The sequence below is a fragment of the Variovorax sp. FG153 genome (genome assembly GCF_057809595.1).
Genome location: NZ_JBMDKG010000003.1, coordinates 252249 through 270985, shown reverse-complemented (window position 1 = coordinate 270985; position 18737 = coordinate 252249). Strand labels below are relative to the sequence as shown.

General features: G+C 68.6%; 15 protein-coding genes. 8 read left to right on the top strand and 7 right to left on the bottom strand.

What is annotated here, in order from left to right:
- The 6 genes from ACODT0_RS06485 to ACODT0_RS06460 all read left to right on the top strand — a co-directional run bounded on the left by ACODT0_RS06485 (position 1) and on the right by ACODT0_RS06460 (position 9309).
- Positions 1–1707 carry a two-component system sensor histidine kinase NtrB gene (locus ACODT0_RS06485; RefSeq protein ID WP_261211291.1) on the top strand — a complete coding sequence of 569 codons (1707 nt, stop codon included), beginning with the start codon at positions 1–3 and terminating at the stop codon, positions 1705–1707.
- A gap of 4 nt (positions 1708–1711) precedes the next feature.
- The gene (locus ACODT0_RS06480) at positions 1712–3298 is read left to right on the top strand and encodes a sigma-54-dependent transcriptional regulator (RefSeq protein WP_489040898.1); all 1587 of its coding nucleotides are present in this window, start codon (positions 1712–1714) and stop codon (positions 3296–3298) included.
- Positions 3285–3905, top strand: a complete 621-nt coding sequence (ampD, locus tag ACODT0_RS06475; protein ID WP_489040897.1) for a 1,6-anhydro-N-acetylmuramyl-L-alanine amidase AmpD — start codon at positions 3285–3287, stop codon at positions 3903–3905. Before ACODT0_RS06480 ends, ampD begins: the two co-directional genes overlap by 14 nt.
- Before the next feature lie 352 nt (positions 3906–4257).
- Complete coding sequence (locus ACODT0_RS06470; RefSeq protein ID WP_057591137.1) at positions 4258–7176, top strand: ribonucleoside-diphosphate reductase subunit alpha; 2919 nt, start codon at positions 4258–4260, stop codon at positions 7174–7176.
- A gap of 214 nt (positions 7177–7390) precedes the next feature.
- Positions 7391–8611: a ribonucleotide-diphosphate reductase subunit beta gene (locus tag ACODT0_RS06465; RefSeq protein WP_489040896.1), complete on the top strand. Its 1221-nt coding sequence runs from the start codon at positions 7391–7393 to the stop codon at positions 8609–8611.
- Between the two features lie 197 nt (positions 8612–8808).
- Positions 8809–9309 (top strand): histone H1-like DNA-binding protein, encoded by a 501-nt coding sequence (locus ACODT0_RS06460; protein WP_082321630.1) that lies wholly within the window; start codon positions 8809–8811, stop codon positions 9307–9309.
- A 121-nt stretch (positions 9310–9430) separates the two neighbouring features.
- Here the strand turns inward: ACODT0_RS06460 and ACODT0_RS06455 are convergent, their stop codons facing one another.
- The 7 genes from ACODT0_RS06455 to ACODT0_RS06425 all read right to left on the bottom strand — a co-directional run bounded on the left by ACODT0_RS06455 (position 9431) and on the right by ACODT0_RS06425 (position 15899).
- A complete protein-coding gene (locus ACODT0_RS06455) occupies positions 9431–10336 on the bottom strand; it encodes a carbohydrate kinase family protein (RefSeq protein WP_057591141.1) in 906 nt (301 codons plus the stop codon).
- A 69-nt stretch (positions 10337–10405) separates the two neighbouring features.
- Positions 10406–11854: a zinc-ribbon and DUF3426 domain-containing protein gene (locus ACODT0_RS06450; RefSeq protein ID WP_489040895.1), complete on the bottom strand. Its 1449-nt coding sequence runs from the start codon at positions 11852–11854 to the stop codon at positions 10406–10408.
- A gap of 88 nt (positions 11855–11942) precedes the next feature.
- On the bottom strand, positions 11943–12827 hold the full coding sequence (prmA, locus tag ACODT0_RS06445; RefSeq protein ID WP_422098007.1) for a 50S ribosomal protein L11 methyltransferase: 885 nt from the start codon (positions 12825–12827) through the stop codon (positions 11943–11945).
- A gap of 16 nt (positions 12828–12843) precedes the next feature.
- Entirely contained in the window at positions 12844–14193 is a 1350-nt protein-coding gene (gene accC / locus ACODT0_RS06440) for an acetyl-CoA carboxylase biotin carboxylase subunit (RefSeq protein ID WP_057591146.1), read from the bottom strand.
- Between the two features lie 2 nt (positions 14194–14195).
- The gene (gene accB, locus ACODT0_RS06435; protein ID WP_057591148.1) at positions 14196–14657 is read right to left on the bottom strand and encodes an acetyl-CoA carboxylase biotin carboxyl carrier protein; all 462 of its coding nucleotides are present in this window, start codon (positions 14655–14657) and stop codon (positions 14196–14198) included.
- 100 nt (positions 14658–14757) lie between these two features.
- Positions 14758–15303, bottom strand: coding sequence for a TlpA family protein disulfide reductase (locus tag ACODT0_RS06430; RefSeq protein ID WP_489040894.1), 546 nt, complete (start codon positions 15301–15303; stop codon positions 14758–14760).
- The gene (locus tag ACODT0_RS06425) at positions 15300–15899 is read right to left on the bottom strand and encodes a hypothetical protein (protein WP_057591151.1); all 600 of its coding nucleotides are present in this window, start codon (positions 15897–15899) and stop codon (positions 15300–15302) included. Before ACODT0_RS06425 ends, ACODT0_RS06430 begins: the two co-directional genes overlap by 4 nt.
- 105 nt (positions 15900–16004) lie before the next feature.
- On the opposite strand from ACODT0_RS06425, the gene mpl reads away from it, so the two are divergent.
- Together mpl and ACODT0_RS06415 are read left to right on the top strand one after the other, a co-directional pair.
- Entirely contained in the window at positions 16005–17414 is a 1410-nt protein-coding gene (gene mpl, locus ACODT0_RS06420; protein WP_489040893.1) for a UDP-N-acetylmuramate:L-alanyl-gamma-D-glutamyl-meso-diaminopimelate ligase, read from the top strand.
- Positions 17415–17426: 12 nt separating this feature from the next.
- The gene (locus ACODT0_RS06415) at positions 17427–18728 is read left to right on the top strand and encodes a hypothetical protein (protein WP_489040892.1); all 1302 of its coding nucleotides are present in this window, start codon (positions 17427–17429) and stop codon (positions 18726–18728) included.
- Positions 18729–18737: the final 9 nt, after the last annotated feature.

Below are 18737 nucleotides of genomic sequence, written 5' to 3'. Positions count from 1 at the left end.
ATGGGCAGCAGCTCCTCCCTCTGGGCCAGCGGCGAACCGGTCACCGACTGGGACGTGCTGGAACCCGGCGCGCGCGAGAGCGCCGCGCTGCTGCGGCTGTGGCGCGGCTTCATGGGCGCGCGCTGCTTCGTCGCGCTGGTGCTGGTGCTGCTGCAGGGCGTGAGCTTCGCGCTCGGCCAGACCATGCAGCCGGTGGCGGTGGCGCTGTCGGCGAGCTACCTCGCGGCGACCGCGCTGGGCGCGCGCTACGTGCATTTCGAGCCACCGATGCGCGGTTTCGGCGCCACCTGGATGCTGAGCACCGGCATCGACCTCGCGGTCTTCGCGGCGCTGCAGGTCACGCAGGGCGGCAACATCAACTACACGCCGCTGTTCGCGCTGCCGGTGCTCATGAGCGCGGTGCTCGGCACGGTGATGGTGAGCATGGGCACCACCGCCGGCGTCACGCTGCTGCTGCTGGCCGATGCCGCCTGGCACTGGGCCCAGCAGCCCGGCGACTCGCCCGCGCGCTTCGTTCAGGCGGCGCTGACCGGCACCGGGCTGTTCGTGGTGGCGCTGCTGGCGCACGAGCTCGCGCGACGGCTGGCGCGCGAGGAAGCGGTGTCGCAACACAACCGCAGCAGCGCGCAGATGCAGGCGCAGGTCAACGACCTGGTGATCGAAACGCTGAGCGAAGGCGTGCTGGTGATCGATGCCGAGGGCCTGGTGCACGCGGCCAACCCGGCGGCCGACGCGATCCTGGGCCAGGGCCTGGGCCAGCTGCGGCTGCCCTTTCCGCTGCATGCCCAGCCGGCCTGGCATGCGCTGGCCGCGCTGGCGCGCCAGACCTATGCGCGCCGCGAGCCGCAGTCCGAGGAGATCCCGGTCGCGCAGGCGCGCGGGGCGGCGCGCGAGGTGCGCGTGCGCACCCGCCTCACGCCCTCGAGCGACCGCCGCATGGGCAGCCTGTGCGTGATGTTCCTGCAGGACCTGCGCGAGCTCGAGGCCCGCATCCGCACCGAGAAGCTGGCCGCCATGGGCCGCATGTCGGCCGCGGTGGCGCACGAGATCCGCAACCCGCTGGCGGCCATCACGCAGGCCAGCGCGCTGCTCAACGAGGACCTGACCGACCCCGCGCACCGCCAGCTCACGCACATGGTGCAGCACAACGCGCAGCGCCTCGCGCGCATCGTCGACGACGTGCTCGACGTCTCTCGCGCGCGCCAGCAGCGCGTGCTGTCGCTCGGCGAGCAGGTGGTGCTCGACCCCACGGTGCAGGCACTGACCGAGGAGTGGATGCGCCAGACCCGGCGCCAGGGCGTGACCCTCGCGCTCGACGCGCCGGGCGTCGAGGTGCGCTTCGACGTCGAGCATCTGCGCCGCCTGCTGGTGAACCTGCTCGACAACGCGGCGCGCTACGCGAGCCTGCGCGAGGGCGCGATCCAGGTCGTGACCACGCTGCAGCGCGCGGGCAGCCCGGGCCGGCCGACCTTGCAGGTCTGGAGCGACGGCGCACCGCTCGAGCCCGCGGTGCAGCGCCACCTGTTCGAACCCTTCTTCTCGTCGGAAAGCCGCTCGAGCGGACTCGGACTGTTCCTGTGCCGCGAGCTGTGCCGGCGCCATGGCGCGACCATCGGCTACGAGCGGCGCGCGCTGGCGGGCGAGGCGCCCGAGGGCAACGAATTCTTCGTCGGCTTCGCCGCGAGCGAAAACCGGCTGACACAATAGCGGCGTGAGCAGCTCCCATCCGCCCTCCCAGCGTCCCGCGCAGATCCTCGTCATCGACGACGAACCCGACCTTCGCACGCTCTACGAACTCACGCTGCTGCGCGAAGGCTACCGGGTCGAGGCCGCGGGCAGCGTCTCCGAAGCCTGGCAGCACCTCGAGGCCACGCGCTTCGACGCCGTGATCACCGACATGCGGCTGCCCGACGGCCAGGGCATGGAGATCATCCAGCGCATCCAGAAGAACCAGCGCAGCGAGCGCTGCGTCGTGATGACCGCCTACGGTTCGGCCGAGAACGCGGTCGAGGCGCTGAAGGCCGGCGCCTTCGACTACCTCACCAAGCCGGTCGACCTCAAGCAGTTCCGCGCGGTCGTTGCCTCCGCGGTGCAGGCGCAGCAACAGCAGCCGGTCGCTCAGGCCGCCCTACGTTCGGCCAAGGCTGCGGATGCCGGTGACGGCGCTCCGACACTGGCGGCAGCGGGCAGCGCGGGCGCTTCCGCGCTCGAACGGCTGGTCGGCGATTCGGAACCGATGCGGCTCGTGAAGTCGCGCATCGCCAAGGTCGCGCGCGGCATGGCGCCGGTGCTGGTGCGCGGCGAATCGGGCACCGGCAAGGAACTGGTGGCGCGCGCGGTCCATGCCTGCAGCCAGCGCAGCGAAGGCCCCTTCGTCGCGGTGAACTGCGGCGCGATTCCCGAGAACCTGCTCGAGGCCGAATTCTTCGGCGCGCGCAAGGGCTCCTACACCGGCTCGGCGCAGGACCGCGACGGCTACTTCCAGGCCGCGCGCGGCGGCACGCTGTTCCTCGACGAGATCGGCGACCTGCCGCTGGCGATGCAGTCGAAGCTGCTGCGCGCGATCCAGGAACGCAGCGTGCGGCCGATCGGCTCCACGCAGGAGGACGCGGTCGACGTGCGCATCGTGAGCGCGACCCACAAGGATCTGCACGCCGAGGTGCAGGCCGGCCGCTTCCGGCAGGACCTGTTCTACCGGCTCAACGTGATCGAGATCGCGGTGCCCGCGCTGCGCGAGCGCCGCGAGGACCTGCCCGCGCTGTGCGTCGCGCTGCTCGCGCGCATCGCGCAGGACGGCGGGCTGCCCGCGCCGCGCCTGTCGGACGCGCTGCTGCGGCAGCTCGCGCAGCATCCGCTGCACGGCAACGTACGCGAGCTCGAGAACCTGCTGCACCGCGCGGTCGCGCTGTACGACGGCGACGAACTGCAGCTCGACCTGATGGATGGCGCGGGCAGCGGCGGCTGGATGGCGGCCGCGCCCGGACCCGCCGCGCCGCACGCCGCGACGACCGCGGCAACCTCTCCACCCGAGGCTTTCGAAGCGAAGCCCGTCGTGGCCGCGCCCCCGCCCGCGCCGCGCCCCGTGGTGCCCACGCCGCTGCCCTCCGACCTGCAGGCCTACCTCGACCAGCAGGAGCGCGAGATCCTCGTGCGCGCGCTGCACGAGAGCGGCTTCAACCGCACGGCGGCGGCCACGCGCCTGGGCATGAGCCTGCGCCAGATCCGCTACCGCATCGCGCGCCTGGGCATCAGCACGCCCAACGGCGACGATGGCGCGAGCAGCCATGTCGACGACTGAAGACGGCGCGCGCGGCCCCACGGACGATGCGCTCTGGCGCGACGGCTGGTACCGCTTCGCGAAGGCGCTGCCCTCGCCCAACTTCGGGCCGCGCCCCGCGGCTGCGCGCGCGCTCATCGACCTCGTGGTGCTGCATTCGATCAGCCTGCCGCCCGGCGAGTACGGCGGCGACGCGGTGCAGCAACTGTTCACCAACCGGCTCGACTGGGACGCGCATCCTTACTTCGAAAGCATTCGCGGGCTCGAGGTGTCCTCGCATTTCTACGTGCGCCGCAACGGCGAGCTCTGGCAGTTCGTGAGCGGCGACGACCGCGCATGGCATGCGGGCGTGTCCTCGTGGCGCGGCCGGGACAACTGCAACGACGACTCGATCGGCATCGAGCTCGAGGGCCTCGAGGGCGGGCCGTTCGAGGACGCGCAGTACGAAACGCTCGCGAGCCTCGCGGCGGCGATCGCGCAGCACTATCCGATCGCGCACATCGCGGGCCACGAGCACATCGCACCGGGCCGCAAGCAGGATCCCGGCGCCGGCTTCGACTGGCACCGGCTGCGCGATCACCTCGGCTGGGGTCCACACATGTTTCCCTCGCAGGTGGTGGACCGCTAATTTTTTCAATCGATGCGCGCCGTGCGATGCGCTGGAATCGCGGTGCAGCAATCGCTCCATTCGCAAACGCGATGCGTAGCAACCATGCGCCTTGCAGGCCCAAATCGGCTCGGAAGCCGCATGGGGCGCGGGTTGCGAGAGGATGAGCCAGTGTTCATGCGGCAAAGATGGCCGCGAATCACGAAAACTGTTTTCCTCTCCCTCTTGAAGGCTGAAGGAAAACGCTACATCTAGTGGGTTGTACACCCCCTGCACCCTAGATATAGTGTCTCCCGGCCGGCCTCAGCGCCGACGAAGCGGCCCCAGCAGCGCCGCTCATCCAACAAGAATTTTGCCAACCGAGAGGAAGCGAATGCAAACAGCACTGAACACACCCACCGCCGCGCGTGCCATCCCCTCCACGCCGCCCCAGTCCCCCCGCGACACCGCCGGTTCGCCCACCGGACAGAACCTCGCGCACTACCAGATCATCCGCCGCAACGGCGCCGTGGTCCCGTTCGAGCCGAACAAGATCGCGATCGCGATGATGAAGGCCTTCCTGGCCGTGCACGGCACCCAGGGTGCGGCCTCGGCCAGCGTGCGCGAGACCGTCGACGCGCTGACCCAGGCCGTCGTGAAGGCGCTGGTGCGCTCGCGTCCGGGCGGCGGCACCTTCCACATCGAGGACGTGCAGGACCAGGTCGAACTGGGCCTGATGCGCGGCGGCCACCAGGAAGTGGCACGCGCCTATGTGCTCTACCGCGAGCGCCGCACCCAGGAACGCGCGAAGCAGGGCGAGCAGGAAGCCCAGATCGCGGCCCCCGCGCTGCACGTGCTGGACCGCGGCGAACGCGTCGCGCTCGACGTCAGCGAACTCAAGGGCCTGATCGAATCGGCCTGCCAGGGCCTGGGCGACAGCATCACGGCCGCGCCGATCGTGGCCGAGACCATGCGCAACCTGTACGACGGCGTGCCGCTCGACGAGGTCTACAAGGCCTCGATCCTCGCGGCCCGCACGCTGATCGAGAAGGATCCCGACTACACCTTCGCCACCGCACGCCTGCTGCTGCACACGATCTTCAAGGAGATCGTCGGCCGCGAAGTCATGCCCGCCGACCGCGCCACCGCCTACGCCGACTACTTCCCCTCGTTCATCAAGAAGGGCGTCGAGAACGAGCTGCTCGACGAGAAGCTGCTGCAGTACGACCTGCCCCGCCTGGGCGCGGCGCTGAAGGCCGAGCGCGACAACCAGTTCGACTACCTCGGCCTGCAGACCCTGTACGACCGCTACTTCCTGCACGTGCGCAAGAACCGCATCGAGCTGCCGCAGGCCTTCTTCATGCGCGTCTCGATGGGCCTGGCGCTCAACGAGATCGACCGCGAAGCCCGCGCCATCGAGTTCTACGAAGTGCTGTCGTCCTTCGACTTCATGTCGAGCACGCCGACGCTGTTCAACAGCGGCACGCTGCGCTCGCAGCTGTCGAGCTGCTACCTGACCACCGTGCCCGACGACCTCGACGGCATCTACGAGTCGATCAAGGAAAACGCGCTGCTCTCGAAGTTCGCGGGCGGCCTGGGCAACGACTGGACCCGCGTGCGCGCGCTCGGCAGCCACATCAAGGGCACGAACGGCGAATCGCAGGGCGTGGTGCCCTTCCTCAAGGTGGTGAACGACACCGCCGTGGCCGTGAACCAGGGCGGCAAGCGCAAGGGCGCCGTCTGCACGTACCTCGAGACCTGGCACCTCGACATCGAGGAGTTCCTGGAGCTGCGCAAGAACACCGGCGACGACCGCCGCCGCACGCACGACATGAACACCGCCAACTGGATCCCCGACCTGTTCATGCGCCGCGTGATGGAAAAGGGTTCGTGGACGCTGTTCTCGCCCTCGAACGTGCCCGACCTGCACGACCTGTTCGGCGCCGACTTCGAGAAGGCCTACGTCGCCTACGAAGAGAAGGCCGCGCGCGGCGAGATCAAGCCCAGCCGCACCGTGCAGGCCACCGACCTGTGGCGCAAGATGCTCACGATGCTGTTCGAGACCGGCCATCCCTGGATCACGTTCAAGGACGCCTGCAACGTGCGCTCGCCGCAGCAGCACGCCGGCGTGGTGCACTCGTCGAACCTCTGCACCGAGATCACGCTGAACACCAGCGACACCGAAACCGCGGTCTGCAACCTCGGCTCGGTCAACCTGCTGCAGCATCTGAAGGACGGCAAGGTCGACCAGGAGAAGCTCAAGAAGACGATCTCGACCGCGATGCGCATGCTCGACAACGTGATCGACATCAACTACTACGCCGTGAAGAAGGCACGCGACTCGAACCTGCGCCACCGTCCGGTCGGCCTGGGCCTGATGGGCTTCCAGGACGCGCTGTACGACCTGCGTATTCCTTACGCCTCGCAGGAAGCCGTGCAATTCGCCGACGAATCGATGGAAGCGATCTGCTACCACGCCTACTGGGCCTCGACCGAGCTGGCGCGCGAACGCGGCAAGTACTCGAGCTACAAGGGCTCGCTGTGGGACAAGGGCATCCTGCCGATCGACTCGCTCGACCTGCTCGAGAAGGCACGCGGCGGCTACGTCGAGGTCGACCGCTCGGCCACGCTCGACTGGGACGCGCTGCGCGCCAAGATCAAGGCCGACGGCATGCGCAATTCGAACTGCGTGGCCATCGCCCCGACCGCGACCATCTCGAACATCATCGGCGTGGACGCCTCGATCGAACCGTGCTTCGGCAACCTCTCGGTCAAGTCGAACCTGTCGGGCGAATTCACCGTGATCAACCACTACCTGGTGCGCGACCTCAAGCGCCTGGGCCTGTGGGACGACGTGATGGTGATGGACCTGAAGCACTTCGACGGCTCGCTGCGTCCCATCGACCGCGTGCCGCAGGACGTGAAGGCGCTCTACGCCACCGCGTTCGAAGTCGAGACGACGTGGCTGGTGGAAGCCGCCGCGCGCCGCCAGAAGTGGATCGACCAGGCGCAGTCGCTGAACATCTACATGGCCGGCGCCTCGGGCAAGAAGCTCGACGACACCTACAAGCTCGCATGGCTGCGCGGCCTGAAGACCACCTACTACCTGCGCACGCAGAGCGCGACGCACGCCGAGAAGTCGACGGTGCAGTCGGGCCGCCTCAACGCGGTGTCCTCGGGCAGCGACGCACCGTCGGGCATGAGCGCACTCGAGGCCGCGGCCGCAGCGGCGAAGGCACAGATGAGCGCGATCCCCGCGACCGACATCGCCTTCTGCGGCGTCGACGATCCGACCTGCGAAGCCTGCCAGTGATGCACGCAGCGCACCGCGAACACAGCGCGGTGCGCTGCGCGACGAAGCGTGAGGCGCATGCGATGTCGTGCGATGACGGAGGCCGGTTGAAGGCATTGACCGACATCGCGCGATGCATGCGAGCAACATAACAACCACATAAATGGAGTGCGATGTGAACGAGCACTTTGCAACTCACATCGTTGCTCGGATAATTTGAGCATTGGATTTTTCTATGTTGACCTGGGACGAAGAAGTCAAGCCCTCCTTGCCAAAGGACATGCAACAAGGTTTGCAGCATCACGCATCGACCGGCGTCGCCGCCGGCCGTGCGGATGTGTCGGCTTCATCGATGGCACAACCTTCGCTGCAACCCGTGCAGCAGCCTGCCCGCCAGGCCGCGCCCGCATCCGCCGGCGTCAGCGCTCCGGCTGAAACGCGCCGCGTCAGGGCCGCCGACAAGCGCATCATCAACGGCGAGACCGACGTCAACCAGCTGGTCCCGTTCAAGTACAAGTGGGCGTGGGAAAAGTACCTCGCCACCTGCGCCAACCACTGGATGCCGCAGGAAGTGAACATGACGCGCGACATCGCGCTGTGGAAAGACCCGAACGGCCTGACCGAAGACGAGCGCCGCATCGTCAAGCGCAACCTCGGCTTCTTCGTCACCGCCGACTCGCTGGCCGCCAACAACATCGTGCTGGGCACCTACCGCCACATCACGGCCCCCGAATGCCGCCAGTTCCTGCTGCGCCAGGCCTTCGAGGAAGCGATCCACACGCACGCCTACCAGTACATCGTCGAGTCGCTGGGCCTGGACGAGAGCGAGATCTTCAACGCCTACAACGAGGTGCCGTCGATCCGCGAGAAGGACCAGTTCCTGATTCCGTTCATCGACGCGATCAGCGACCCGAACTTCAAGACCGGCACGCACGAGACCGACCAGACGCTGCTCAAGTCGCTGATCGTGTTCGCCTGCTTGATGGAAGGCCTCTTCTTCTACGTCGGCTTTACGCAGATCCTCGCGCTAGGCCGCCAGAACAAGATGACCGGCGCCGCCGAGCAGTACCAGTACATCCTGCGCGACGAGTCGATGCACTGCAACTTCGGCATCGACCTGATCAACCAGCTCAAGCTCGAGAACCCCGGCCTCTGGACGGCAGAGTTCAAGGCCGAGATCAAGGCGCTGTTCATGCGCGCCGTCGAGCTCGAATACAAGTACGCCGAAGACACCATGCCCCGTGGCGTGCTCGGCATGAACGCCTCCATGTTCAAGGGCTATCTGCGCTACATCGCCAACCGGCGCGCGCAGCAGATCGGCCTCGAAACGCTCTTCCCGAACGAGGAAAATCCGTTCCCGTGGATGAGCGAGATGATTGACCTGAAGAAAGAGCGCAATTTCTTCGAGACCCGCGTGATCGAATACCAATCGGGTGGTGCGCTCTCCTGGGATTGAATATTTCGATAACAATAAATGAATTCAAGAATTGCTCTTGCCACCGACCGCGCCGAAGAGCGCGGCATGGACGAGGGCTCAGGTGTTCATGGTGCTGGAGCACGGAATCCAACGCCATGAATCGCTCCAGCGCTACCAACATGCGCGGAGTGCTTCAATAGGTTGATTTTTTCAACTTGATCAAGGAGAAAACAGAAATGGCAACTGCAAAGAAAGCACCGGCTAAGAAAGCCGCAGCGAAGAAGGCTCCGGCCAAGAAGGTCGTAGCGAAGAAGGCCCCGGCCAAGAAGGTCGCCGCCAAGAAGGCTCCGGCCAAGAAGGTCGCTGCCAAGAAGGCTCCGGCCAAGAAGGTCGCTGCCAAGAAGGTAGCCGCGAAGAAGGTCGTCGCGAAGAAGGCGCCGGCGAAGAAGGCAGCTCCGGCCAAGAAGGCCGCGGCGAAGAAGGCACCGGCGAAGAAGGCCGCTGCCAAGAAGGCGCCTGCGAAGAAGGCTGCCGCCAAGAAGGCCCCTGCCAAGAAGGCTGCGGCCAAGAAAGCCGCGAAGAAGCCTGCTGCCAAGCCTGCCGCTGCTGCCAAGAAGCCTGCTGCGAAGAAGGCTGCCAAGGCGCCCGCCAAGGCTGCCGCTGCGCCCGCCCCCGCTGCGCAGACGACGCTGAATCCCCAGGCAGCCTGGCCGTTCCCCACGGCCAGCAAGCCCTGAGTTTTCTCGGCAGCCCTGAAAAGGCATCAAGCCCGGCACCGCAAGGTGTCGGGCTTTTTCATTGGGCAAGACAGATCGCGAGGCGACGCGGCGGTGGCATCCGCCGCCGCGCCGTCGCTCGTCAGGCCAGGCCGAGTGCCTGGCGATCGACCTGGTAGTTCTGTGGGCCGCGTTGCGCGATCTTGAGCGCGCCGACCTGGTTGCCAAGCGCCGCGCACTGCGCGAGCGGCCAGCCCTTTTCCAGACCGAACAACAGCGCGCCGCGCCATGCATCGCCGCAGCCCGTGGGCTCGACCACCGCGGTCGGCACCACGCCCGGCACGTGCTCGCGCTCGCCGTTCGTCCACACCTCGCAGCCCTCGGCCGCGAGCGTGACCACGAGGCCCTGCACGCGCTGCGAGATCTCCGCCAGGCTCCAGCCCGTGCGCTGCGAGAGCATCTTGCCCTCGTAGTCGTTGACTACCACCCAGCTCGCGAGCTCGACGAAATGCTTGAGCGCCTCGCCGTCGAACATCGGCAGGCCCTGGCCCGGATCGAACACGAAGGGAATGCCGGCGGCCGCGAACTGCTCGGCGTGCTGCAGCATCGCCTCGCGCCCATCGGGCGCGACGATGCCGAGCCGGATGTCCTCGCGCGCCGCGACCTTCGTGACGTGGGCCTGCTGCATCGCGCCCGGATGGAAGGCCGTGATCTGGTTGTTGTCGGCGTCGTTCATGATCATCGCCTGCGCGGTGAAGGTGTCGTCGAGCTGGCGCACGAACTCCGTGCTGATGCCCAGCGAACGCATGCGCTCGATGTAGTCGGCGCCGTCGCTGCCCAGCGTGGCCATCGGCAGCGCCGTGCCGCCGAGCGCGTTGAGGCTGTAAGCGATGTTGCCGGCGCAGCCACCGAAGTCACGGCGCAGGCCCGGCACCAGGAAGGACACGTTGAGGATGTGCAACTGGTCCGGGAGGATCTGGTCGGCGAACCGGCCCTCGAAGGTCATGATGGTGTCGAAGGCGAGGGAACCGCAAATCACTGCTGCCATGGGCTGATCCGTTGAGGTGAGAGAAAAGAAAAGAAGGCGCGGGCGCGCAACCGGCGGCTCGCCAGGCGCCTAGGGATAGAAGGCCTCGACACGATAGCCTGCGATCGGCGGCAGGGCCGCCGCCTCGGTCCCCGTCAGCGTCATCGGCAGCGAGGCCGCGCGTTCGCCGCGTGCCGCGAGCACCGCAGGCGCGCCGTAGTCCGCCGGCGAGAGCACGCGCCGCACGACGGCTCGCTCCTGCGTATCGAGCAGCACCAGTTCGATCGACGGCATCGCGAGCGGCACCGCGGCATTGCTGCGCAGGTTGAAGCTGAAGCGGTAGTCGTTGCCGCCGCTCTTCTCGCGCGCGAAGGCGGCGCCCTCGATGACGATGTCTCCGATGCGGCGCAGCGGCGCGAGCTCGCAGCCCATCGCCTGGCACAGCGCGGCCAGCGCGGGACGCAGCGAGGGCTGGCGCGCGACGATGCCGTCGCGCTCGTGCCGCAGGACCTGCACGACCAGCAGCAGGCCCGCGATCGCCGCGAGCGCGATCAGCCCGCGCCGCTTGCCGATGCGCTGCCAGAAGGACTTCGGTCGATCGTCTCTTTCGTCGTCGTCGATCTCGTCGGCGAAACGGTGCGCCGCGCGTTCCTCGGTCTCGTCCGCCGCGTCGAGCACGGAGGCGAAAGGCAGCAGCGCGGGGTCATCGCTCTTCGCGCGCTCCTCCGGTTCGCCGCGTTCGTCGCGCGCCTTGGCGCTGGCGGCGATCTTGGCCGACTTGGCGCGCGCCCGGCGCAGCGCCTTCTGCATCTGCAGCCGGTCCTTGTCGTCGCCTTCCTCGGGCGCATCGGCGTCGTCGCGCTCGAGCTCGGTGTCCTCGTCGGACCCGGAACGGCGCAGCGTCGCGAAGCCCGCGGGCTTTTCATTCGACGGAATCGCGGGCGCGTTGGAACGGCGCGTCCACACCGCGGGCAGTGGCGGTACCGGCGAGGGCGGCGGCGATGGCGGTGCGGCGAGATTGAGATCGATGTCGGGAAACGGCGGCAGCGAGCTCGGCGGCGGCCGCCATTGCGGCTCGCGCACCTCGAGGTCGGACCAGGGCTCGTCGGCGACGATGCCGTGCGCGGGCGGCGCGAAGTCCGCGCTTTCGCGCGTGTCCATGGCCGGCGGCGGCGCGGGCGCAACGGGCGGCATCGGCTCGGCGCCTGGCGGCGGCGGCGCTTCCTCGCCGACCTCGTCATCGAGGAAGTCGGCCTCCTCGACGCGGGGCGGGACGGGCGAATTCGCATCGTCCGCGACACCCGATTCATCGGGCCGAGTATCCGGCGTACCAGCCGGCATCGGAGCCGGCGCCGGCGGCATCTGCTGCATCGGCGGCGGCGCGACGCCGACCGCATCCGGCGTCTCCTGCAGGTCGAGCGTCGCATCGAACACGTGGCTGCAGCGACCGCAACGCACCCACCCGTCCGAGATCCGGAGCTGGTCGCGCACCACCTTGAAGGTGGTGGCGCAGGCGGGGCAACGCGTGACGAGGCTCATGAGGGGGCGATTGTAGGGTTGGGCCCTCGGCGCGACGCGATGCCGGCGGCGCCGTTTGCGCCGGAGAAAGCCCCCGGCGCGAGCGCGTTCAGCGGCGTGCCGTCATGAGGATCCAGCCGTCCTCGCTGTCGCTGACTTCGAGCGCCACATAGGGCGCGTAGGCTTCCTTCAGCTCGTCGGCCTGGCGCTCGAGGATGCCGGCGAGCACCAGCGAGCCACCGGGCGCCACGCGCTCGCACAGCAGCGGCGCGAGCACCTTGAGCGGGGTCGCGAGGATGTTCGCGAGCACCGTGCCGTACTGACCCTGCGCCGCTTCGGGCAGGCCCGCGTCGAGCGTCACGCCGTTGGCCTCGGCGTTGAGGCGCGTCGAACTCACGGCGGCCTCGTCGATGTCGACCGCGTCGATCTCGCTCGCACCGTACTTCGCGGCACCGATGGCCAGGATGCCGGAGCCGCAACCGTAGTCGAGCACGCGCTGACCCGCGAGCGCACCGCGGGTCGCGATCCAGCGCAGGCACATGCGCGTGGTGGGATGGGTGCCGGTGCCGAAGGCCAGGCCCGGATCGAGCCGGATCACCTGCGTCGCCTGCGCGGGCGCCTCGTGCCAGCTCGGCACGATCCAGAACTCGGGCGTGATCTCGACCGGCGCGAACTGCGACTGCGTGAGCCGCACCCAGTCCTGGTCCTGCAGCTCGGCGATGCCCAGCAGCGTGCAGCCTTCGAAGAAGTCCTGCAGCGCGAGCACCGAGCCCGCGTCGCGCGCGAGTTCCTCGGTGGCGAACAGCGCGATCACGCGCGAGCGCTGCCAGCCCTCCTTGGGCGGCGGCATGCCGGGTTCGCCGAACAGCGCCTGCTCGGCGTCGGTCTGCGCGTCGGCATCCTCGACCGAGATGCTCAGTGCGTCGAGCGCATCGAGCGCGTCGCCGAGGGTCTCGATGCGTTCCTCGGGGGCCAGCAGGCGGAGTTCGAACATGGCGGGCAGGGACGGCTCAGCGCTTGTGCGCGGCCAGCCACTCTTCGAGGTAGTGGATGTTGGTGCCGCCGGCCATGAACTTGGCGTCGACCATCAGCTCGCGGTGCAGCGGGATGTTGGTCTGGATGCCTTCGATCACGGTCTCGTTGAGCGCGGTGCGCATGCGCGCCATGGCCTGCTCGCGGGTGTCGCCGAAGACGATGATCTTGCCGATCATCGAGTCGTAGTTGGGCGGCACGAAGTAGTTGGTGTACGCATGCGAATCCACGCGCACGCCCGGGCCACCCGGCGGGTGCCACATCGTGATGCGGCCCGGCGACGGCGTGAACTTCCAGGCGTCCTCGGCGTTGATGCGGCACTCGATCGCGTGGCCGTGCATCTGGATCTGGCGCTGCGTGAACGGCAGCTTCTCGCCGGCCGCGACCATGATCTGCGTCTTGACGATGTCGATGCCGGTCGTGAGCTCGGTCACCGGATGCTCCACCTGCACGCGGGTGTTCATCTCGATGAAGTAGAACTCGCCGTTCTCGTAGAGGAACTCGAAGGTGCCGGCGCCGCGGTAGCCGATCTTCTTGCAGGCGGCCGCGCAGCGTTCGCCGATCTTCTCGATCAGCTTGCGCGGAATGCCCGGCGCGGGCGATTCCTCGATCACCTTCTGGTGACGGCGCTGCATCGAGCAGTCGCGCTCGCCGAGGTAGACCGCGTTGCGGTGCTTGTCGGCCAGCACCTGGATCTCGACGTGGCGCGGGTTCTGGAGGAACTTCTCCATGTAGACCGAGGGATTGTTGAAGGCCGCCGCGGCCTCCGCCTTGGTCATCTGGATCGCGTTGATCAGCGCGGCCTCGGTATGGACCACGCGCATGCCGCGGCCACCGCCGCCGCCCGCGGCCTTGATGATCACCGGGTAGCCGATGGCGCGCGCGATGCGCTTGTTGGCCGTGGCGTCGTCGGAGAGCTCGCCGTCGGAACCGGGCACGCAGGGCACGCCGGCCTTGATCATGGCCTGCTTGGCCGAGACCTTGTCGCCCATGGTGCGGATGTTCTCGGGCGTCGGCCCGATGAACTGGAAGCCGCTCTGCTCGACGCGCTCGGCGAAGTTGGCGTTCTCGCTCAGGAAGCCGTAGCCGGGATGGATCGCCTCGGCATCGGTCACTTCGGCCGCCGAGATGATGGCCGGCATGTTGAGGTAGCTCTGCGCCGAGGGCGCGGGGCCGATGCAGACGGCCTCCTCGGCCAGCTTGACGTACTTGGCGTCGCGGTCGGCCTCGGAATAGACCATCACGGCCTTGATGCCGAGTTCGCTGCACGCGCGCTGGATGCGCAGCGCGATCTCGCCGCGGTTGGCGACCAGGATCTTCTTGAACATGGTCACTCGATGATGAACAGCGGCTGGCCGTATTCGACCGCCTGACCGTTTTCTCCGAGGATCTGGGTGACCGTGCCGGCCTTGTCGGCCTCGATTTCGTTGAGGATCTTCATCGCCTCGATGATGCAGAGCGTGTCGCCCTCGTTGACCTTGCTGCCGACCTCGACGAAGGACGGAGCGCCCGGGCTCGCGGCGCGGTAGAAGGTACCTACCATCGGCGACTTCACGGCATGGCCGGCCGGAGCGGCTTCGGCCACCGGGGCGGCGGCAGGCGCTGCCGCGCCGGCGGGCGCTGCGACCGGTGCCGCGGCGGGCGCCGCCGCCAGGGTCTGCACGTACTGGACGGGAGCGGCACCGCCACCCTTGACGATGCGGACCTTGCCCTCGGTTTCAGTGATTTCCAGCTCGGAAATATTCGATTCGGACACCAGATCGATCAGTGTCTTGAGTTTGCGCAGATCCATGGGACTCCAGTGCCGGGTTTTCCGGTTATTAGGATACAACTAGGCCGAACATCGTTGATTGTCGGCTTTCGGCGGTTAACGCCGACCTGTGTATCTAATTCTAACTGTGAACGAGTTCACGTCGCCAACCCTCCAGGTCGGCATCTTCGAGCTTGCCCATTTTACGGGCCGCCACCGACCCATCGGCGTCCAGCACCAGCGTGAACGGCAGGCCGCCGCCGGTATTGCCGAGATTCTTGACCAGTTCGGTGCCCTGCAAACCAGCCAATCCGGTCGGATAGGTGACCGGCGTGCGCTGCAGGAACTTGCGCACGGAGCTCGGCTGATCGATCGCCAAGCCCACGACTTGCCAGCCATTGGCACCATGATCGCGGAAGAAGCGATCGATCATCGGCATTTCTTCCACGCAAGGCGGGCACCAGGTGGCCCAGAAGTTGAGCAGCAGCGGCTTGCCGCGCAAGCTGGTCATGGCGAGTTCGCCGCCTTCGGGCCGCTCGAAACGCTGGGCCCAGAAATCGGCCCCGAGCATTTCGCCGGCCGTGCCGCTGCCACGATGGCGCCACCAGGCACCGCCCAGGCCGGCCGCGGCAGCCGCCACCGCCACGCCGCCATACAACAGGCCGCGTCGTGTGGCCGAAGAAGTCATCCGTTGTCCTTTTCTCTTTCGATCAGCCGCCGCAGCGCCGCCAAGTCACCACGCGGCGAACGGCCCTGGGCGTCGGGCTTGAGCGCGCCGCGCAGGTCGTCGAGGTCGTAGACCAGCAGGTGCACGCCGATTTCCTCGCCGAGGGCCCGGCTCGGCGCATGCACGCTCAAGGCCTCGACCTGCTCGCCATGGAAGCCGGTCACCATGCGCGGCTCGTAGTCCACGTGATGGTCGATCAGCGCGATCTCGGCCGACTTCGAATCATCGCAGAACAATTGAATATAAATGTCTGACAGCCGGGTGGCCGTGCCGTGCCAGACGGCACCGCCGACATGGGGCCGGAACGCCGCCATGCGCTCCATCCATTCGAGGGCCAGCATCCGCAGCGCATGGAGTTCCTTGGGCTGGGTGTCGGCGCAGAACAGGGCGATGTAGTCGCGCACCTCGGCCTCGACCTCGTCGTTGTTCGGCAGCGCGGTGCGCGCCGAGAGCCCCAGGTCGCGCAGCGCCCGGCGCTTGGCCGGGCCGTATTCGAGCCCCTCCTCGACCACGAGACGGGCGGCGGAGGCAGCAATTTCGCGCTTGGACGTGTCCATCGAGGCATTTTGCCCGCAGAGCATGGTCCGTACGATGAACATCAGTACCGCGGCCAAGGCCGTGGCCTCGGGCCCGGACGATCGGCCTCCCTAGAATCGCCTCCCATGCATATTCATGTTCTGGGCATCTGCGGCACGTTCATGGGCGGTCTGGCCGCCCTGGCGCGCGAGGCAGGCCACCGGGTCACGGGCTGCGACGCCGGCGTGTACCCGCCGATGAGCGACCAGTTGCGCGCACTCGGCATCGACCTGATCGAGGGATTCGGCGCCGACCAGCTCGCGCTGGCCCCCGACGTGTTCGTGGTCGGCAACGTGGTGTCGCGCGCCCGGCTGGCCGACGGCACGCCGAAGTTTCCGCTGATGGAAGCCATCCTCGACGCCGGCAAGCCCTACACCAGCGGCCCGCAGTGGCTGGCCGAGCACGTGCTGCTGGGCCGCCACGTGATGGCGGTGGCCGGCACGCACGGCAAGACCACCACCACTTCGATGCTGGCCTGGGTGCTCGAGCGCGCGGGCAAGGCGCCGGGCTTCCTGGTCGGCGGGGTGCCGCTCGATTTCGGCGTCTCGGCCCGGCTCGGCGACGGACCGGCCTTCGTGATCGAGGCCGACGAGTACGACACCGCCTTCTTCGACAAGCGCAGCAAGTTCGTGCACTACCGCCCGCGCACGGCGATCCTCAACAACCTCGAGTTCGACCACGCCGACATCTTCGACGACCTCGCGGCCATCGAGCGGCAGTTCCATCACCTGGTACGCACCGTGCCGTCCACCGGCCGGCTGGTGGTGAATGCCACGGAGCCCAGCCTGGAGCGCGTGCTGGCCCAGGGCTGCTGGAGCGAACTCGCGCGCTTCGGCGGCGAAGGCCCGGGCGCGCAGTGGGAGGCGCGCGGCACGCACGACGCCTTCGACGTGCTGCACGAGGGCGAGCAGGTCGGCCGCGTCGAATGGGCGCTGTCGGGCCTGCACAACCAGATGAATGCGCTGGCCGCGATCGCGGCCGCCGAGCACGTGGGCGTATCGCCGGCCGACGCGGCGCGCGCGCTCGGCAGCTTCCGCAACGTGCGCCGGCGCATGGAACTGCGCGGCACGGTGGAGCGCGCGGGCGGCGCGATCACGGTCTACGACGACTTCGCCCACCATCCCACCGCGATCCGCACCACGCTCGACGGCCTGCGCCAGAAGCTCGACGCCGCGGGTCGCCAGGGCGAGCGCATCCTCGCGGCCTTCGAGCCGCGCAGCAACACGATGAAGCTCGGCGTGATGGCGGCGCAACTGCCCTGGAGCCTCGAGTCGGCCGACCTGTCGTTCTGCCACACGGCCGGGCTCGACTGGGATGCAGCCGCGGCGCTGGCCCCGATGGGCGAGCGCGCCCGGGTGGCTGGCGACATCGGCACGCTGGTGGGCCAACTGGTCGCCGCGGCGCGGCCCGGCGACCACATCGTCTGCATGAGCAACGGCGGCTTCGGCGGCGTGCACGACAAGCTGCTGCAGGCCCTGCGCGACGGCATCGCCTGAGCGGGATCGCGCATGGCGGCCGCGGCACCCGACGACACGCTGCTCGGCCTGCTGCGCCGCGTCTACGACAGCGGCAACAGCTACTTCGACGCCGACGGCAACCACTGCCACCGCATTCCCGACACCTTCGGCGCGGCCGAGCGGCAGGTGCTGGTCGACGCGGGCCTCGAGCCCAACCGCTTCGTCGCGATCCCGCACGACGAGGCGGTGAGCCGCCTGCGGCAGGCCGCGGCCGGCGTGGACCTGCGCCGCGCGGCCGATGCCTTCGTCGCCTCGATGACCTCGAGCGACCTGGCGTGGCTCACGGTGCTGCCCGCCACCGCCCTCGGCCTCGCGATGCCGGCGCATCCGATGGGCGCCATGGGCGGCGGCAGCTGCCGTGTCTGCTTCCACCGCGAGGAGCGCGCCGATCCGACGCTGCGCGCCTACTTCCGCCATCTGCAGGGCGCGGGCTGGGGCACCGGCGGACCGGTCGAAGGCCTGCTCGCGCTGGAAGCCGCGGGCCCGGCCGAAGGCTGGCCGCAACCGACGCCGCGCGACATCTGGGTCTTCCATCGCCTGCTCGACCTGCTGCGCGCCCTGCCGGCCGACACGCGCTACGGCAAGGCGCGCACCGCGCTCAAGGACGCGAAGCTGCTGCGCGTGAACAATCCCTACCGCTGCGAGACGGTGCTCGAGGCACTGGCCACGCTCGGCGTCATGCAGACGCCCGAGCATCCGGGCCTCTTCACGCGCTGGACCAGCGCGGTCGAGCGCGACCAGCGCCCTTCCACCAAGGTCGAGGCACCGGCCCCGCTGGGCTGGTGGCGCGCGGCCGATGGCCTCGACGAGCAACTGGTGGCGCGGCTGTTCGGCCATCTGAAGCCTCCCGGGCAGGAACCGCCCGCCGAGGCCGCCGAGCCCATTCGGCGCAAACCCGCCGCCGGCGCGCGCGCCAAGTCGATCCCCGGGCCACCGGCAGCGGGCGACGTGCATGCCGTGCGGCTGCGCGAGGACCTGTGGACCGCCGCCTACTGCCACGAAGTGAAGGCCGACCATCGCGGCATCGTGCGCGGCCGCGTGGAATACCTGGACCTGCTCTCGCCCACGCCGCCCACCGCCGGGCAGATCGCCGGCATCGGCTTTCGCGACCGCCGCAACGGCGAGCGCTGGCAGAGCTGGGTCGCCGGACTCGGCAAGACCACCGGCGTGACGCGGATCGCGGTCGGCGTGCCGGCGCCATCGCATGCCCAGCCCCTGCCGGAGCGCATTCCCGGCGGCCAGGCCAGCGACCTGAAGCACCTGGCCGGCTGGCACTTTCCGGCCACACCCTGAACGAGGATC

What these genes read in the sequence shown, in the direction of transcription:
- prmA (WP_422098007.1), bottom strand. Translation starts at nt 12,827, where the DNA reads ATGTTCGAACTCCGCCTGCTGGCCCCCGAGGAACGCATCGAGACCCTC.
- ACODT0_RS06415 (WP_489040892.1), top strand. Translation starts at nt 17,427, where the DNA reads ATGGCGGCCGCGGCACCCGACGACACGCTGCTCGGCCTGCTGCGCCGC.
- ACODT0_RS06455 (WP_057591141.1), bottom strand. Translation starts at nt 10,336, where the DNA reads ATGGCAGCAGTGATTTGCGGTTCCCTCGCCTTCGACACCATCATGACC.
- ACODT0_RS06430 (WP_489040894.1), bottom strand. Translation starts at nt 15,303, where the DNA reads ATGACTTCTTCGGCCACACGACGCGGCCTGTTGTATGGCGGCGTGGCG.
- accB (WP_057591148.1), bottom strand. Translation starts at nt 14,657, where the DNA reads ATGGATCTGCGCAAACTCAAGACACTGATCGATCTGGTGTCCGAATCG.
- mpl (WP_489040893.1), top strand. Translation starts at nt 16,005, where the DNA reads ATGCATATTCATGTTCTGGGCATCTGCGGCACGTTCATGGGCGGTCTG.
- ACODT0_RS06465 (WP_489040896.1), top strand. Translation starts at nt 7,391, where the DNA reads ATGTTGACCTGGGACGAAGAAGTCAAGCCCTCCTTGCCAAAGGACATG.
- ACODT0_RS06450 (WP_489040895.1), bottom strand. Translation starts at nt 11,854, where the DNA reads ATGAGCCTCGTCACGCGTTGCCCCGCCTGCGCCACCACCTTCAAGGTG.
- ACODT0_RS06485 (WP_261211291.1), top strand. Translation starts at nt 1, where the DNA reads ATGGGCAGCAGCTCCTCCCTCTGGGCCAGCGGCGAACCGGTCACCGAC.
- accC (WP_057591146.1), bottom strand. Translation starts at nt 14,193, where the DNA reads ATGTTCAAGAAGATCCTGGTCGCCAACCGCGGCGAGATCGCGCTGCGC.
- ACODT0_RS06460 (WP_082321630.1), top strand. Translation starts at nt 8,809, where the DNA reads ATGGCAACTGCAAAGAAAGCACCGGCTAAGAAAGCCGCAGCGAAGAAG.
- ACODT0_RS06425 (WP_057591151.1), bottom strand. Translation starts at nt 15,899, where the DNA reads ATGGACACGTCCAAGCGCGAAATTGCTGCCTCCGCCGCCCGTCTCGTG.
- ampD (WP_489040897.1), top strand. Translation starts at nt 3,285, where the DNA reads ATGTCGACGACTGAAGACGGCGCGCGCGGCCCCACGGACGATGCGCTC.
- ACODT0_RS06470 (WP_057591137.1), top strand. Translation starts at nt 4,258, where the DNA reads ATGCAAACAGCACTGAACACACCCACCGCCGCGCGTGCCATCCCCTCC.